The 14881-nt window shown below is 68.5% G+C and carries 7 protein-coding genes and 2 pseudogenes; all 9 read right to left on the reverse strand.

Features of this window, described 5'->3' with window-relative positions:
• Positions 1-137: 137 nt before the first annotated feature.
• The gene (locus tag WBG99_RS08610) at positions 138-608 is read right to left on the reverse strand and encodes a DNA starvation/stationary phase protection protein (protein WP_338900264.1); all 471 of its coding nucleotides are present in this window, start codon (positions 606-608) and stop codon (positions 138-140) included.
• 304 nt (positions 609-912) lie between these two features.
• Positions 913-1289: pseudogene (locus tag WBG99_RS08615) on the reverse strand (helix-turn-helix transcriptional regulator).
• A gap of 109 nt (positions 1290-1398) precedes the next feature.
• Positions 1399-1944 (reverse strand): CinA family protein, encoded by a 546-nt coding sequence (locus tag WBG99_RS08620; protein ID WP_338895768.1) that lies wholly within the window; start codon positions 1942-1944, stop codon positions 1399-1401.
• The gene (gene pgsA, locus WBG99_RS08625; protein ID WP_338895769.1) at positions 1941-2672 is read right to left on the reverse strand and encodes a CDP-diacylglycerol--glycerol-3-phosphate 3-phosphatidyltransferase; all 732 of its coding nucleotides are present in this window, start codon (positions 2670-2672) and stop codon (positions 1941-1943) included. The genes WBG99_RS08620 and pgsA overlap by 4 nt, the downstream gene beginning before the upstream one ends.
• A complete protein-coding gene (rimO, locus tag WBG99_RS08630; RefSeq protein ID WP_338895770.1) occupies positions 2669-4150 on the reverse strand; it encodes a 30S ribosomal protein S12 methylthiotransferase RimO in 1482 nt (493 codons plus the stop codon). The genes pgsA and rimO overlap by 4 nt, the downstream gene beginning before the upstream one ends.
• A gap of 112 nt (positions 4151-4262) precedes the next feature.
• Positions 4263-5134 (reverse strand): annotated as a pseudogene (locus WBG99_RS08635) (RodZ domain-containing protein).
• 325 nt (positions 5135-5459) lie between these two features.
• Complete coding sequence (locus tag WBG99_RS08640; RefSeq protein WP_338895771.1) at positions 5460-8207, reverse strand: DNA translocase FtsK; 2748 nt, start codon at positions 8205-8207, stop codon at positions 5460-5462.
• A 149-nt stretch (positions 8208-8356) separates the two neighbouring features.
• A complete protein-coding gene (locus WBG99_RS08645; protein WP_338895772.1) occupies positions 8357-9040 on the reverse strand; it encodes a response regulator in 684 nt (227 codons plus the stop codon).
• A gap of 297 nt (positions 9041-9337) precedes the next feature.
• The gene (locus WBG99_RS08650) at positions 9338-14716 is read right to left on the reverse strand and encodes a HAMP domain-containing protein (protein ID WP_338895773.1); all 5379 of its coding nucleotides are present in this window, start codon (positions 14714-14716) and stop codon (positions 9338-9340) included.
• Positions 14717-14881: the final 165 nt, after the last annotated feature.

Consider the following 14881-nt stretch of genomic DNA (forward strand, 5'->3'; position numbering starts at 1 on the left):
GACGCACGGCCCCCTCACGGGGACCGCGCCCCCAGGGCGGCCGATGCGCCCCGCAGCCACACACCGCTCTGTCCACGCCCCCGGGCGCACCATCAGAGGAAGCACGGAGAGCCGGCGCCCGCTCGTGTCCGCCGCCGCTACCCGTGCTCCGCCTGGAACATCCAGTGGTGCTTCTCGAGATCCGCGGTGATCCCGATGAAGATGTCCTGGCTCACCGGGTCCGCGTCGGCGGTGCTCTCCACCCGCGTCCGCATCCGGGTGATCACCGCGCCGAGCGCGTCCACCAGGGTCCCCACCGCGTCCGTGTCCTTGACCCAGCCGTCCGGGGTCTTGCCGATACCGCTGCTCCCTGCCACCGTCGCGGCCCGGCCGTCCGGCGAGACACCCAGGGTGGCGGCGCGTTCGGCGACCGTGTCGGAGTGCAGTCGGGCGGTGTCCACGACCTCGTCGAGTTGGAGGTGGACGGAGCGGAAGCGCGGCCCGACCACGTTCCAGTGGATCTGCTTGGCCACGAGGGAGAGGTCGACGAGATCGACCAGGGCACCTTGCAGCGCCTCGGAGACGGTCTTGAGATCGGCCTCGGACAGCGGGCTCTTCACCACGTACATCGGCACGCTCCGGTTTCTTGAGAGGACCGTACGCCCCTGTGCGTTCCTACGACCTTGCGCGGGCGTACGGAATGGATCGCGCGCACGCCCCCGAGCCCGCCCCTCAACGATGACTGCACACCACCACCCCGGCAAACGGGAGCCGCTCGGGCTGAGGCCACGCCCGCCCCTGACCTCAGCCCGAGCGGCCCGGCAGCACAAAGCCCCGGCCGACACCCCCAGGTCGCCCTGGAGGCCCCGCCCGGGGCTCCCTCTCTACTTCTTCACCGGCGCACGCCGAACCTCACGCACACACCCGCGGCAGTCACGCCGCGACGACATCCACCGCTTCGGCGGGCGCCTTGATCGTAACCCGCTCCGGCGGCACACCGGCCACCGAGACGGAGTTGAGCATGGGGCGACGCACTGGTGCTGGCACCGGTTCGGTGACCGCTGCGGACTGGGCCAGCTCGGCAAGGGCGAGCTCGTCGCTCACTTCCCGCATGAGTTCGGACATCCGTACGTCCAGCGCGTCGCAAATGGCGGAGAGCAGTTCGGAGGAAGCCTCCTTCTGCCCCGCTCCACCTCGGAGAGATAGCCGAGTGAGACTCGGGCGGACGAGGAGACTTCGCGCAGAGTACGGCCCTGGCGCTGGCGCTGCCGACGCAGCACGTCACCCAGCAGGCGACGGAGCAGAATCATCGGTGGCTCCCTCCTCGGACCGCGTAGCCGCATCCTTCACGCCCCACCGTACCGCCTTGCGCTGCGGCCGTGCGGGGAGCGCTGTTGTGTTCACTCAGGGCTGCAAACATCAAGTCCCCCCGTTCTGTTCCGTATCCTGTGCCCGCTCGTTCCCGGCCTGTTCGCCCGCGAGCTCCTCAAGGAGCAGTGCGAGTACGCTCCGTACACTCTCCATACGGATTTCCGTCCGGCCGCCGTTCAACCGCAACGACGACACTTTCCCGCCACCTGATACGCCGGAATGGGCTGCGGGCGGCCCGGCGACGGCCACATAGACCGTGCCGACGGGCCGGCCGTCCTGCGGTTCCGGACCCGCGACGCCGGTGGTCGAGATCCCCCAGTCGGCGCCGAGCGCCTTGCGCACGCCGTCCGCCATCTGGGCCGCGACCTGTGGGTCCACCGCCCCCTGCTGGTCCAGGAGAGTGGCGTCGACACCGAGCAACCGGTGCTTCAGATCGGTCGCGTACGCGGTGACCGAGCCCCGGAATGCCTTGGAGGAGCCCGGGGCCGCGGTGATCGCGGCCGAGACCAGACCACCGGTCAGCGACTCGGCGACAGCGAGCGTCTCGCGCCTCACTGTCAGTAGTCGTAGCACCTCGGCGGCCGTGGAAGTCAATGTTCCGTTCCCTCCGCAGCGGCCTCGCGCTCGGCGATTCCGCGCCGACGCAGCACAATGGCCTGTCTTACGTAGTCGAGTCCGGTGACGACGGTCAGGACGACCGCCACGGCCATCACCCACCACCTCAGAGTGGCCAGGGGCCCCTCCAACGCAAGGACGTACATCCCGACGGCGGTGCCCTGGGTGAGGGTCTTCAGCTTGCCGCCGCGGCTCGCCGGGATGACTCCGTACCGGATGACGATGAAACGCAGGAGGGTGATGCCCAGTTCCCGGCCGAGGATGACGCCCGTCACCCACCACGGCAGATCGCCGAGGGACGACAGACAGATCAGCGCGGCACCCATGATCGCCTTGTCGGCGATGGGGTCGGCGATTTTCCCGAAGTCGGTGACCAGGTCGTACGTCCGGGCCAGATGGCCGTCGAAGATGTCGGTGATCATGGCGACGGCGAAGGCGGCCCAGGCCCACGCCCGCCACACGGGGTCGTACCCGCCGTCCATGAGCATCAGCATGACGAAGCCCGGTACGAGAACCAGGCGGACCATGGTCAGAATGTTCGCGATGTTCCAGAGGCTGGCCTGGTTGACGGCGGCAGCGCCCAGCTTCCCGCCGCGCACGGGCCGCGCGTCTCCGGCAGCGCTTGGGGGGCTGGGAACGCCGGAAGCGCTCGTCGCGCCCTTGGCGCCGGAGGTGCCGCCCGCCGCGGATGCCGGGGCTCCTGTCATCTGGCCGCCTCCTCAGTACACGCGAGAGAGCCGGGCGAACCGGGAAGCACCTCGGCCACCAGGTCGACGCCTTCCGTGCCGACCACCTTCGCCTCGACCACAAGGCCGACGCTCAATTCCTCACCGCTCGTGAACAACACCTGGCCGTCCGTCTCGGGGGCCTGGTGCGCACCTCGGCCGTACGCGCCCTCGTCCCCGTCGACCGACTCGACCAGCACCCGCACGGTCTGCCCGACGCGCTCCTCGGCACGCTGCGAGACCAGTTCCTCGGCCAGCCGCGAGACACGCGCGAGCCGCTCGGCGACCACGTCCTCGTCCAGCTTGTTCTCGTACGTCGCCGCTTCGGTGCCCTCCTCGTCGGAGTAGCCGAAGACGCCGATCGCGTCCAGTCTCGCGCCGTTCAGGAACCGCTCCAGCTCCGCGAGGTCGTGCTCGGTCTCGCCGGGGAAGCCCACGATGAAGTTGGACCGCATGCCTGCCTCGGGGGCTTTGGCGCGGATGGTGTCGAGCAGTTCCAGGAAGCGGTCGGTGTCGCCGAAGCGCCGCATCGAGCGGAGCACCGCGGGGGCGGAGTGCTGGAAGGACAGGTCGAAGTAGGGGGCGACCTTGGGGGTGGACGTGAGCACGTCGATGAGACCGGGCCGCATCTCGGCGGGCTGGAGGTAGCTCACACGCACCCGCTCGATGCCGTCGACCTCGGCGAGCTCGGGAAGGAGGGACTCCAGCAGCCGGATGTCACCCAGGTCCTTGCCGTACGAGGTGTTGTTCTCCGAGACCAGCATGACCTCCTTGACGCCCTGCCCGGCCAGCCACCGGGTCTCGTTCAGCACGTCAGCGGGCCGGCGTGAGATGAAGGAGCCGCGGAAGGAGGGGATGGCGCAGAAGGAGCAGCGGCGGTCGCAGCCGGAGGCGAGCTTCACGGAGGCGACGGGCGAGCCGTCCAGGCGGCGGCGCAACGGCGAGCGCGGCCCGGAGGCCGGAGCGAGACCTTCCGGGAGATCGACGGGGGCGTGCCCCGGAAGCGCGACCTCGGTCGCCGACTCCTGGCGCTCGGCCGGGCTGATCGGCAACAGCTTGCGCCGGTCGCGCGGGGTGTGCGCGGCGTGGGTGCCACCGTTCAGGATGGTCTGGAGGCGGTCGGAGATGTCAGCGTAGTCGTCGAAACCGAGCACGCCGTCGGCCTCGGGCAGCGCCTCGGCCAGCTCCTTTCCGTACCGCTCCGCCATACAGCCGACCGCCACGACGGCCTGGGTTCTGCCGTGTCCCTTGAGGTCGTTGGCCTCCAGGAGCGCGTCGACGGAGTCCTTCTTGGCGGCCTCGACGAAACCACAGGTGTTGACGACCGCGACGTCCGCTTCCTCGGCGTCCTCGACGAGCTCCCAGCCGTCCGCCTCCAAGCGGCCTGCGAGCTCCTCCGAGTCCACCTCGTTACGGGCGCAGCCAAGAGTGACGAGTGCGACGGTACGGCGTTCAGGCATGGGCTCAAGACTACTTCGTCCCACCGACAGCCCACGTCTACGGGGCAGGGCCCTACCCGTAGGGGCGCTTCCCCGTACGATGCCTGTGCGTACCCCGGCATGCTCGGGAGGGTCAGCCGACCTCCGGGTCGCCCTTCGTGTAGGTCAGGCGCTCCACCTGGCCGGGCTGGAAGTCGTCCTCGATCTTCTTGCCGTTGACGTAGAGCTGGACGGCTCCGGCGTCACCCAGGACGAGGTCGATCTTGGAGCTGTCCTGGAACGTCTTGGACTGGCCCTGCTTGAGGAGGCCGTCCCACAGGAGGCGGCCGTTGTGGTCCTTGGCGGAGATCCAGCTACGCCCGTCGGCGGCGCTGACCTGTACGGTCACCTTGTCACGAGGCGCGGCGGCGATGGCGCTGTCGGTCGGGTCGGCGTCGGTCGGGTCGGCGTCGGGCTCGTCGGCTGCGGGCGGGGGGAGGCGGGCTTGCTGTTGGTAGGTTTGGAGCCCTCGGCGAGCTGCGTGGTGTCGCCGTCCTCGCCGTCGCCGCCGTTGAAGGCGGTGAAGCCGACGAAGCCGATCACCGCGACGATCGCGGCGACCATGGCGGCGGTCCAGTTGGGGCCGCGCCGCTCGGGTCGGATGCGCTCCGCCTCGAACAGCGGGGCCGCCGGGGTCGGCGCGGGCCGCCCGCCGTGGGTCTCGTCGAACTGTGTGAGCAGCGGAACGGGATCGACGCGCGCCGCGCGCGCCAGGGTGCGGATGTGGCCGCGCGCGTAGACGTCGCCACCGCAGGAGGCGAAGTCGTCCTGCTCGATCGCGTGCACGATGGCGATGCGGACCCGGGTGGCACTGCTGACGTCGTCGACGGTCAGCCCGGCCGCGATGCGTGCCTGCTGAAGGGCACGGCCGATCGAGGGGCGTTCCGCCCAGCGTTCGTCACGGTCGTCTTCGAACGGAGGCTCGTCTTCGGGGGAGTTGCCGTCAGGGGAGTTGCCGATGGACACGGGGGCGCCTTTCGAGCGTGTAGCCACCTGTGCTGGAGGTTCAGTCTAGGGGGGGTACGAAAGGGTGGGGCAACCGGACGGTGGGACTTTGTACGCCATCAGAATGGCCGGACATCCTGCTGGTGGTGAGGGGTGGGGCACGAAACTGCCCCCTCCTCCAACTTGACGTACACCGAAGGGAAACGGTTGCTCACGATTTCCTTACGGGTGAGTCACGTTCGAATACCCGAATGCCGTAAGCACATCCGCGTTCCGCCCGTCGGACGACCGGTTTTCCCCTCCTCCGCGACCTTTGTGTGACCCTTTCGAGCCCCGGCCGCAGATCTCACTCCCCTTCAGTCTCCCCCCGGATCACGGCCAGCACTCCGTCCAGCTCGTCGGGTTTCACCAGAACGTCACGTGCCTTGGAACCCTCGCTCGGTCCGACGACACCCCGGGACTCCATGAGGTCCATCAGCCGCCCGGCCTTGGCGAAGCCGACGCGCAGCTTGCGCTGGAGCATGGACGTCGAGCCGAACTGCGTGGAGACGACCAGTTCGGCCGCCTGGCACAGCAGGTCGAGGTCGTCACCGATCTCCTCGTCGATCTCCTTCTTCTGCTTGGTGCCCACGGTGACGTCGTCCCGGAAGACGGGCGCCATCTGGTCCTTGCAGTGCCGGACGATCGCGGCGACCTCGTCCTCGGTCACGAACGCGCCCTGCATCCGGGTCGGCTTGTTCGCGCCCATCGGCAGGAAGAGCCCGTCACCCTTGCCGATCAGCTTCTCGGCGCCGGGCTGGTCGAGGATGACGCGCGAGTCGGCGAGTGAGGAGGTGGCGAAGGCGAGCCGCGAGGGCACGTTCGCCTTGATCAGACCGGTGACGACGTCCACGGACGGCCGCTGTGTGGCGAGCACCAGATGGATGCCGGCCGCGCGCGCGAGCTGCGTGATCCGCACGATGGCGTCCTCGACGTCCCTCGGCGCCACCATCATCAGGTCGGCCAGCTCGTCCACGATCACCAGCAGGTACGGGTACGGCTGGAACTCGCGCTCACTGCCCTCGGGCGGCTTCACCTTGCCGTTCCTGATGGCCTCGTTGAAGTCGTCGATGTGCCGGTAGCCGAAGGCCGCCAGGTCGTCGTAGCGCAGGTCCATCTCGCGCACGACCCACTGCAGGGCCTCGGCGGCCCGCTTGGGGTTGGTGATGATCGGCGTGATCAGGTGCGGGATGCCCTCGTAGGCGGTCAGCTCGACGCGCTTGGGGTCGACGAGGACCATGCGGACGTCCTCGGGGGTCGCGCGGACCATGATCGAGGTGATCAGGCAGTTGATGCACGACGATTTACCCGAGCCGGTCGCACCTGCGACGAGCACATGCGGCATCTTCGCCAGATTGGCCATCACATAGCCGCCCTCGACGTCCTTGCCGAGCGCGACCAGCATCGGGTGATCGTCCTCGGCCGCGTCCGCGAGACGCAGTACGTCACCGAGGTTGACCATCTCGCGGTCGGTGTTGGGGATCTCGATGCCGACCGCCGACTTGCCGGGGATCGGGCTGATGATCCGTACGTCCGGGCTGGCGACGGCGTACGCGATGTTCTTGGTGAGCGCGGTGATCCGCTCGACCTTGACCGCCGGGCCCAGTTCGACCTCGTAGCGCGTGACCGTCGGGCCGCGGGTGAAGCCCGTGACGGACGCGTCGACCTTGAACTCGGTGAAGACGTTGGTGAGGGAGGCCACTATGGCGTCGTTGGCGGCGCTGCGGGTCTTGCCGGGCCCGCCCCTCTCCAGGAGGTCGAGCGAGGGCAGTGAGTAGGTGATGTCACCGGAGAGCTGGAGCTGTTCGGCGCGTGGCGGCAGCTCGCGGGGCTCATCGGGAGCCTGCTTGGTGAGGTCCGGCACGGGGGAGTCCTGTCTGGCTCCCTTGGGCGGCTTGGCAGCCGGGGGTTCCTGCTTGGGCGCCTTGCCGCGGGCGGCCGGGACGGGCGTGGTGTCCTCCCGGTCCCCCACGCTCACCCCCTGGGTCAGGTCGGCGACCACCGGCGAGGGCGGCATCCCGTGCAGCACGGCACCGTCGAGCGCGGCAGCGGCGGCCGCGGCGACGTCCACCGCGTCCATCGGCCGGTCCGCGTCGGGCTGCCGCACGGCGGAGCGCTTCGGTCGGCGCCGGGTGGGTGCCTCCTGCTCGGCGCCGACTGGGTCGTACGCCTCGGGGGCCGGGCGGCGTCTGCGGGGGCGCGCGGGCAACGCGTCGCGCCACTGCTCCTCGTAGCGCGCGTCGTCCTCGCCGTACTCCTCGTACGCCTCGTCGTCCGCGACGATGCCCAGCTTCCGTCCGAGCAGCCGCAGCCGCTGGGGGATCGCGTTGACCGGCGTCGCCGTGACCACCAGCAGCCCGAAGATCGTGAGCAGCACCAGCATCGCCACGGCGAGGGCCTCACCCATGGTGTAGGTCAGTGGGGTGGCCGTGCCCCAGCCGATGAGTCCTCCGGCATCCCTTATCGCCTGCATTCCGACGGTGCGGGCGGGCGAACCGCAGGCGATGTGGACCTGTCCGAGCACGCCGATGACGAGCGCGGACAGGCCGATGACGATCCGGCCGTTGGCCTCGGGCTTCTCGGGGTGCCGGATGAACCGTACGGCGATGACCCCGAGCAGTATCGGCACGAGCAGGTCGAGCCGGCCGAAGGCGCCGGTCACGAGCATCTCGACGAGTTCGCCGACCGGGCCGCGCAGATGGGACCAGGTGCCGGCGGCGACGATCAGGGCAAGGGCGAGCAGCAGCAGCGCGAGACCGTCCTTGCGGTGCGCCGGGTCGAGATTCTTCGCGCCCTGCCCTATGCCTCGGAAGACGGCGCCGACGGCGTGCGCGGCGCCGAGCCAGACAGCGCGTACGAGTCTGTACACGCCCCCGGTCGGATTGGGAGCCGGCTTCGGAGGGGCCGTCTTCTTCGCGGGTGCCTTCTTGGCGGCGGCTTTTTTCGCGGGGGCCTTCTTCGCCGGAGCCGCCGCCTTCTTCGCGGGCGGCTTCTTCGCTGCGGACTGACGTGAGGCCATGAGTGTGAGGTTACCGGTGGAGGCCACAGCCGACACGTGTGACTACTGCTTCACCCGTTCGTGTCGCACGCCCGAAGCCCCGAAACTGACATCGTCCGACAGGACCTCAGCCGGAAGACCGTCGTCCACAACTGGACGCGGGCCTGAGTCACTTGTGTGCCCCCGGCCCGCGCCGCGGAACGTGCTCAGTTCTGCGACGGCACCGATGCGGGCCCGCCCGTGCCCGGCTCCAACGCGTCCAGCGCCCGGCGCAGGCCCGTGAGTTTGCGTTCGAGATGGGCAGCTGTGGCCACCGCGGCGGCGTCCGCCGCCTCGTCGTCGAGCTGTTTGGACAACGCCTCCGCCTGCTCCTCGACGGCCGCGAGCCGCGCGGAGAGTTCGGCGAGGATGCCGCCGGAAGGCTCTTTGGAGCCGCCCGCCGTGCCCTTGCCACCGCCCTCCAACTGGAGCCGCAGCAGCGCCGCCTGCTCCCTGAGCTGGCAGTTCTTCATGTACAGCTCGACGAAAACGGAGACCTTGGCGCGCAGCACCCATGGGTCGAACGGCTTCGAGATGTAGTCCACCGCACCCGCCGCGTACCCACGGAACGTGTGATGCGGTCCGTGGTTGATGGCGGTGAGGAAGATGATCGGGATGTCCCTGGTCCGTTCGCGCCGCTTGATGTGCGCGGCCGTCTCGAAACCGTCCATTCCCGGCATCTGGACATCCAGCAGAATGACCGCGAAGTCGTCCGTCAACAGCGCCTTGAGCGCTTCCTCCCCGGACGATGCCCGCACCAGCGTCTGATCGAGCGCGGAGAGGATGGCCTCCAGCGCCAACAGATTCTCCGGCCGGTCATCGACCAGGAGGATCTTGGCCTTCTGTACCATGGCCCGCCCTCCTCGCCCCGGCTTGGGGCCTCCCCTGTCCGCAGGACTCGGCGTGACACCACTCGGCGTCACCCCAGGGGACGACTCCCTCGCGCCACCCGTCCTTGTGCCGGTCATCGTAGCCGCACCCCGCCTGTCGCCACACCCTGTCACCGTGATGTCACTGTGCTCGTAGCAGAAACGCAGCAGGGGACCAGAAGGTTCCCCGAATCCCGCGTTTCTACACGGCCGCGGCCACACTCAGTCAGCAACTGCGCGCGCCCCCCAACGGGTTGTCATCTCATGTCGTACGCGGTGTCACTCACCGCGCATCCACTGTTCCATGACCGACAGCAGATGATCCGGATCGACCGGCTTCGTCACATAGTCGGAGGCTCCGGAGCCGATCGCCTTCTCCCGGTCGCCCTTCATCGCCTTGGCCGTCAGCGCGATGATAGGCAGTCCGGCGAACTGGGGCATCCGGCGGATCGCCGTCGTCGTCGCGTATCCGTCCATCTCGGGCATCATGATATCCATCAGGACGACCGACACGTCGTCGTGCTGCTCCAGGACCTCGATGCCCTCTCGGCCGTTCTCCGCGTACAGCACGGACAGGCCGTGCTGCTCCAGGACGCTGGTGAGCGCGAAGACGTTGCGGATGTCGTCGTCGACGATCAGCACCTTCTCGCTGTCGAAGCGGGCGACCCGGGGCGGCTGCGGCGCCTCCTGCGCCCAGTGCTCCTGTGCCTGCCCGTTGCCCGCGGCGGGCGGGGCGGACGGGGAAGGGGCCGACACGGCCCTGCGGCGCCGCCTGAAGAGCGCGGCGGCCCCGTTCTGGGTCTCGCGGTACGACTTCACCTCGGCCGGCGTCTCGGCGGACTCGGTCAGTTCGTTCTCGGAGGCCAGCAGTTCCCCGGCCCCCAGCGCGGCGGGCGCGTTGTGCGGGTAGCCCTGCGGGGGCAGTTCGCTCGGGTGCAGTGGCAAATACAGGGTGAAGGTGGAGCCGCGTCCCGGCTCGCTCTGCGCGTGGATCTCGCCGCCCAGCAGCCGGGCGATCTCCCGCGAGATGGACAGCCCCAGACCCGTACCGCCGTACTTGCGGCTCGTGGTGCCGTCCGCCTGCTTGAACGCCTCGAAGATCACCCGCATCTTGCTGGCCGCGATGCCGATGCCCGTGTCCGTCACCGAGAACGCGATCATGTCGGCGTCCGCGTCCCGCAGCGAGCCCGCTTCCAGCAACTGCTCCCTGATCGCAACCGGCACATCCGCGCCGGCCGGCCGGATGACCAGCTCGACGGCCCCGGAGTCGGTGAACTTCACCGCGTTGGACAACAGGTTCCGCAGCACCTGCAACAGCCGCTGCTCGTCCGTGTGCAGCGTCGCGGGCAGCTCCGGCGAGACCCGTACGGAGAAGTCGAGACCCTTCTCGGCGGTCAGCGGCCGGAAGGTGGCCTCCACGTAGTCGACGAGTTGGACGAGCGCGATACGGGTCGGTGAGACGTCCATCTTGCCCGCCTCGACCTTCGACAGGTCCAGGATGTCGTTGATCAGCTGGAGCAGGTCGGAACCAGCCCCGTGGATCGTCTCGGCGAACTCGACCTGCTTGGGCGTCAGGTTCGACTCGGCGTTGTCGGCGAGCAGTTTGGCGAGGATCAGCAGCGAGTTGAGCGGGGTGCGCAGCTCGTGCGACATGTTCGCCAAGAACTCGCTCTTGTAGCGCATGGAGACGGCCAATTGCTCGGCACGCTCCTCCAGGACCTGTCGCGCCTCCTCGATCTCGGTGTTCTTGACCTCGATGTCGCGGTTCTGCCGGGCCAGCAGCTCGGCCTTCTCCTCCAGTTCGGCGTTGGACGCCTGGAGGGCCTTCTGCCGGTTCTCCAACTCGTCCGAACGCTCGCGCAGTTGCTCGGTCAGCTCCTGCGACTGCTTCAGCAGCACCTCGGTCTTGGTGTTGACGGAAATGGTGTTGACGCTCGTCGCGATCATCTCCGCGATCTGGTTCAGGAAGTCCTTCTGGATCTGCGTGAACGGCGTGAACGACGCCAGCTCGATCACCCCGAGCACGGTCCCCTCGAAGAGCACCGGAAGCACGATGACCTGCGCGGGGGGCGCCTCTCCGAGCCCGGACGAGATCTTCAGATAGCCGCTCGGCGCGTTCTCCACAAGGATCGTGCGCTTCTCCTTCGCGGCCGTCCCGACCAGCGCCTCACCGGGCCGGAAGGACGTCGGCATCGAGCCCATGGAGTAGCCGTACGAACCGAGCATGCGCAGCTCGTACTGCTCTTCGTTGTCCGGGGCGAGGTCCTTGCCGTCGAGGAACGGCAGCGCGAGGAAGAACGCGCCATGCTGCGCGGACACCACCGGCGTCAGCTCACTCATGATCAGCGAGGCCACGTCGTCGAGATCCCGGCGGCCCTGCATCAGCGCGGAGATACGGGCGAGGTTGCCCTTGAGCCAGTCCTGCTCCTGGTTGGCGATCGTGGTGTCGCGCAGGTTGGCGATCATCTTGTTGATGTAGTCCTGCAGCTCCTTGATCTCGCCGGACGCGTCGACATCGATCTTGAGGTTCAGGTCGCCCCGGGTCACCGCGGTGGCCACGCGCGCGATGGCACGCACCTGCCGGGTCAGGTTCCCGGCCATCTCGTTCACCGACTCGGTGAGGTCGCGCCAGGTGCCATCGACGTCCCGTACCCGGGCAAGACCGCCCAGCTGCCCCTCGGTGCCCACCTCACGGGCGACCCTGGTGACCTCCTCGGCGAAGGACGACAACTGGTCCACCATCGTGTTGATGGTGGTCTTGAGCTCCAGGATCTCACCGCGCGCATCAATGTCGATCTTCTTGGTCAGGTCGCCCTTGGCGATGGCGGTCGTCACCATCGCGATGTTGCGGACCTGTCCGGTGAGGTTGGACGCCATCGAGTTCACGGACTCGGTGAGGTCCTTCCAGGTGCCCGCGACACCCGGCACGTGCGCCTGACCGCCCAGGATGCCGTCCGTGCCCACCTCACGGGCCACCTTGGTGACCTGGTCGGCGAACGAACTCAGCGTCTTCACCATGCTGTTGAAGGTGTCGGCGAGCTGCGCGACCTCGCCGCGCGCTTCGATCGTCACCGTACGGGTCAGGTCGCCGTTGGCGACGGCCGCCGCGACCTGGGAGATGTTCCGCACCTGCATGGTCAGGTTCTTGGCCATCAGGTTCACATTGCCGCTGAGGTCCTTCCAGATACCGGTGACGCCCGGCACGTGCGCCTGGCCGCCGAGGATGCCCTCGGTACCCACCTCGCGGGCCACCCGGGTCACCTGCTCGGCGAAGGACGACAACTGGTCCACCATCGTGTTCACGGTGGTGACGAGTTCGAGGATCTCGCCCCGCGCGTCGACGGTGATCTTCTTCGACAGGTCGCCCTTGGCGACGGCGGTCGTGACCTCGGCGATCTGACGCACCTGGATCGTCAGGTTGTTCGCCATGAAGTTCACCGACTGCGTGAGGTCCTTCCAGGTACCGGAGACGCCCTGCACCTCGGCCTGACCGCCGAGCTGTCCCTCGGTGCCCACCTCACGGGCGACCCTGGTGACCTCCTCCGCGAACGACGACAGCTGGTCCACCATCGTGTTCAGCGTGTTCTTCAGCTCCAGGATCTCGCCGCGCGCGTCCACGGTGATCTTCTGCGACAGGTCACCGCGGGCCACCGCCGTGGCGACCTGCGCGATGTTGCGCACCTGGCCGGTGAGGTTGCCGGCCATGCCGTTCACGGACTCGGTGAGGTCGCGCCACACGCCGGCGACACCGGGCACCTGCGCCTGACCGCCGAGGCGGCCCTCCGTGCCCACGTCCCGGGCGACCCGGGTCACCTGGTCGGCGAAGGACGACAACTGGTCCACCATCGTGTTGATGGTGTTCTTCAGCTCCAGGATCTCACCGCGCGCGTCGACGTCGATCTTCTGCGACAGGTCGCCGCGGGCCACGGCCGTCGTCACCTGGGCGATGTTGCGCACCTGCGAGGTGAGGTTGCCGGCCATCGAGTTGACGGAGTCGGTGAGTTCCTTCCACGTGCCCGAGACACCGTCCACACGGGCCTGACCGCCGAGGCGGCCCTCCGTGCCCACGTCCCGGGCCATCCGCGTCACCTGGTCCGCGAACGACGACAACTGGTCCACCATCGTGTTCACGGTGTTCTTCAGTTCGAGCATCTCGCCCGCGACATCGACGGTGACCTTCTGCGAGAGGTCGCCGTTGGCCACGGCCGTCGTCACCGCCGCGATGTTCCTCACCTGTCCGGTGAGATTCCGGAACGCGGTGTTGACGGAGTCCGTCAGGTCCTTCCACGTACCGGCCGCACCCGGCACCTGCGCCTGACCGCCCAGCCGGCCCTCGGCACCGACCTCGTTGGCCACCCGCGTGACCTCGGCGCCGAAGGAGGACAGCTGGTCGACCATCCCATTGACGGTGTTCTTCAGCTCCAGCATCTCGCCGGCCACGTCCACGGTGACCTTCTGCGAGAGGTCGCCGTCGGCCACGGCCGTCGTCACCGCCGCGATGTCCCGCACCTGCGTGGTGAGGTTCCGGAAGACCGTGTTCACCGAATCGGTGAGGTCCTTCCATGTTCCCGCCGCGCCCGGCACCTGCGCCTGACCGCCCAGCCGGCCCTCGGCACCGACCTCGTTGGCCACCCGCGTGACCTCGTCGGCGAAGATCCGCAGCGTCTCGGTCATCTGGTTGATGGTCTCGGCGAGCTTGGCGACCTCGCCCCGTGCGGGCACGGTCACCTTCTGCGACAGGTCGCCGTTGGCGACCGCGGTGGTGACCTGGGCAATCCCCCGCACCTGCGCGGTGAGGTTGCCGGCCATGGTGTTCACCGAATCGGTGAGCTCCTTCCACACACCGGCCACGCCCGGCACCTCGGCCTGACCACCGAGCTGCCCCTCGGTGCCCACCTCACGGGCGACTCGCGTCACCTCGGAGGAGAAGGCGGAGAGCTGGTCGACCATCGTGTTGACGGTCTCCTTCAGCTCCAGCATCTCGCCGGCCACATGAACCGTGACCTTCCGGGACAAGTCACCCTTCGCGACCGCGGTCGTCACCAACGCGATGTCCCTCACCTGTGCGGTGAGTCGGTGCGCCATGGTGTTGACGGACTCGGTCAGGTCCTTCCACGAACCCGACATACCGCGCACCTTGGCCTGCCCGCCCAGCTTGCCCTCGGTACCCACCTCGCTGGCCACGCGAGTGACCTCATCGGTGAACGTCGACAGCTGATCGACCAGGTTGTTGACCGTACGCCCGACCTTCAGGAACTCCCCTCGCAGCGGATGCCCGGTCCCGTCCGGCGCCTGCGTCCGCAGCTCCATACGCGGCGAGAGATCTCCCTCCGCGACGGCCGACAGCACCCGACTGACCTCGGAGACAGGCCGTACGAGGTCGTCGACCAGCGCGTTCGACGCGTCGATGGCGGTCGCCCAGGACCCCTCGGTGGCTCCCGTCTCCAGCCGCTCCGTGAGTTTTCCCTCACGCCCCACCATGCGCCGCACCCGCGACAACTCGCCGGTCAGATGCAGATTCCGGTCCGCGACCTCGTTGTACACGGCCGCGATCTCGGCCATGACACCGTCGCCGGACACGGTCAGCCGCTTGCGGAAGTTGCCGTCCCGCATCGCCTCCAGCGCCGTGAGCAGCCGGTTCAGGGCAGCCGTGTCCACGGTGGTGGTCCCATGGTTGGATTTACGCGATGTGCGCTGGTCGTTCAGGGACTGTCCGCCTTTCGCGCGCGTCTTAGTGCCCCGCGTCGCTGCGCCAGACTCCACTGTGCCCCTCCCGCAAGGGTCGACCGTTCCTGCTAGACGTACTTCGCCGTATTCGAACGC

This window comes from Streptomyces sp. TG1A-60, assembly GCF_037201975.1.
GTDB lineage: Bacteria > Actinomycetota > Actinomycetes > Streptomycetales > Streptomycetaceae > Streptomyces.

Excerpts from the sequence above, each read along its gene's own strand:
- WBG99_RS08610 (WP_338900264.1), bottom strand. The coding sequence starts at position 608 with ATGTACGTGGTGAAGAGCCCGCTGTCCGAGGCCGATCTCAAGACCGTC.
- pgsA (WP_338895769.1), bottom strand. The coding sequence starts at position 2,672 with ATGACAGGAGCCCCGGCATCCGCGGCGGGCGGCACCTCCGGCGCCAAG.
- rimO (WP_338895770.1), bottom strand. The coding sequence starts at position 4,150 with ATGCCTGAACGCCGTACCGTCGCACTCGTCACTCTTGGCTGCGCCCGT.
- WBG99_RS08645 (WP_338895772.1), bottom strand. The coding sequence starts at position 9,040 with ATGGTACAGAAGGCCAAGATCCTCCTGGTCGATGACCGGCCGGAGAAT.